The sequence below is a fragment of the Streptomyces sp. SID5910 genome, from assembly GCF_009862125.1.
In the GTDB taxonomy this organism is placed as follows: Bacteria; Actinomycetota; Actinomycetes; order Streptomycetales; family Streptomycetaceae; genus Streptomyces.
The window spans coordinates 1-944 of record NZ_WWHX01000989.1 but is presented as its reverse complement, the minus strand read 5'-3'; the positions used below and the strand labels follow the sequence as shown (position 1 = coordinate 944).

1 protein-coding gene and 1 pseudogene are annotated in these 944 nt (G+C 73.5%); both read left to right on the top strand.

What is annotated here, in order from left to right:
* Window positions 1–249 (top strand): annotated as a pseudogene (locus tag GTW67_RS35145) (LLM class flavin-dependent oxidoreductase); the annotation flags it as partial.
* On the top strand, window positions 246–944 hold a 699-nt coding region (locus tag GTW67_RS35140; protein WP_161168767.1), incomplete at its 3' end, for an LLM class flavin-dependent oxidoreductase. The pseudogene GTW67_RS35145 and the gene GTW67_RS35140, both read left to right, overlap by 4 nt.

Genomic DNA, 944 nt, shown 5'->3' with positions numbered 1-944 from the left:
GGCCCCGTCGACCTGGCCGAACTCATCGCCGGCTGGCACCGGGAGGGCACCGTCGACGGCTTCCACCTCACCCCGTCCGAGCCGCGCCGCGACCTGGAACGGCTCGTCAACGGCACCGTCCCGCTGCTCCAGCACCGGGGCCTGTTCCGCACCTTCTATCCGGGCAGCACGCTCCGGGACCACCTGGACCTGAGCCGGCCCGCCAACCGGTACGCCGTCGCGGCGGCCGCCGCGGGAGGAGCGTCATGACCGCACGCAAACGGATGCACCTCGCCGCGCACTTCCCCGGCGTCAACAACACCACCGTCTGGGCCGACCCCCGCTCGGCCTCGCAGATCGACTTCGCCTCCTTCGAGCACCTCGCGCGCACCGCCGAACGCGGCCTGTTCGACTTCTTCTTCCTCGCCGAGGGGCTGCGGCTGCGCGAGCACAAGGGCCGCATCCACGACCTGGACGTCGTCGGCCGCCCCGAGTCCCTGACCGTGCTGAACGCGCTCGCCGCCGTCACCGGGCACCTGGGCCTGGCCGCCACGGTCAACGCCACCTTCAACGAGCCCTACGAACTCGCCCGCCGCCTCGCCACCCTCGACCACCTCAGCGACGGCCGGGCGGCCTGGAACGTGGTCACCTCCTCCGACGCCTTCACCGGCGAGAACTTCCGGCGCGGCGGCTTCCTGGACCGGGCCGAGCGGTACACCCGCGCCGCCGAGTTCGTCGCCACCGCACGCGAGCTGTGGGACTCCTGGACCCCCGACGGCACCCCGCGCCCCTTCGCCCACCACGGGCGGCACTTCGACATCGCGGGCGAGTTCACCCTGCCCCGCTCCCCGCAGGGCCACCCGGTGGTGATCCAGGCGGGCGACTCCGACGAGGGCCGGGAGTTCGCCGCGTCCTCCGCCGACGTCATCTTTTCCGGCCGGGGGTCCGGGGGTTGTCCCCCGGGA